The sequence below is a fragment of the Microbacterium sp. H6 genome, assembly GCF_003314775.1.
GTDB classification, from domain to species: domain Bacteria; phylum Actinomycetota; class Actinomycetes; order Actinomycetales; family Microbacteriaceae; genus Microbacterium; species Microbacterium oxydans.
In genome coordinates this window covers 1-205 of record NZ_QOAY01000155.1, presented here as the reverse complement: position 1 = coordinate 205, position 205 = coordinate 1, and the positions used below count along the sequence as shown (strand labels likewise).

At 73.7% G+C, this 205-nt stretch carries 1 protein-coding gene; it reads right to left on the bottom strand.

Going from position 1 to position 205, the window contains the following annotated elements:
* Window positions 1–205 (bottom strand): hypothetical protein (locus tag DSP71_RS22205; protein ID WP_181800714.1); only part of this gene is annotated, 205 nt, incomplete at both ends.

The window sequence follows — 205 nt, the reverse complement described above, 5'->3', positions numbered from 1 at the left end:
CCGCCTCGGCCAGCCGACCACCGTGCATGAGCAGTGTGCCGAGCTGTCCGCTGAGCACCGCGATGGTCTCGCTCCGCAGACCGGGCCGGCCGAGCGCTTCGCGGCACAGCTGTTCGGCGGCTGCCGGCTCCCCCGTCTGAGCGAGGACGTAGGCGACCGTGCCGTCGATGCGTGCGCGGAGATCGGGGTCGTCGGCGCGGACGGA